The organism is Dellaglioa sp. CoH-55-MRSF-9, assembly GCF_056782155.1.
Map to the genome: position 1 here is coordinate 1 of NZ_JBXAYG010000066.1, position 278 is coordinate 278.

Sequence of the window (278 nt, forward strand, 5' to 3'; positions counted from 1 at the left end):
GGCTTAGGCAGTGCTATCTTCGTTCACGATATCGATGACACTACGCAGGTACGCAGGGTCATACGCGAACAGCTGCTTGTAGTACTCGATCTGCTGGTTCTTGTCTTCACGGCTGATACCGGCTGTCCGCATCTTGTCCCCGAACGACTTGGGGATCGGTGCGCGGCGGATATCGGCAACCACGGTCAGCGGTACCGTCACCACGTCTGAGGTAGCAGCGCTAACGACTTGTACCTTGTCGGCAGAGGCAGCGATAGCAAAGCCATAGTCCATGTCGC

At 56.8% G+C, this 278-nt stretch carries 1 protein-coding gene; it reads right to left on the reverse strand.

From position 1 onward, the window contains the following. Nucleotides 1–3: 3 nt before the first annotated feature. On the reverse strand, nucleotides 4–278 hold a 275-nt coding region (locus AC1RPV_RS07810), incomplete at its 5' end, for a hypothetical protein (protein WP_481764204.1).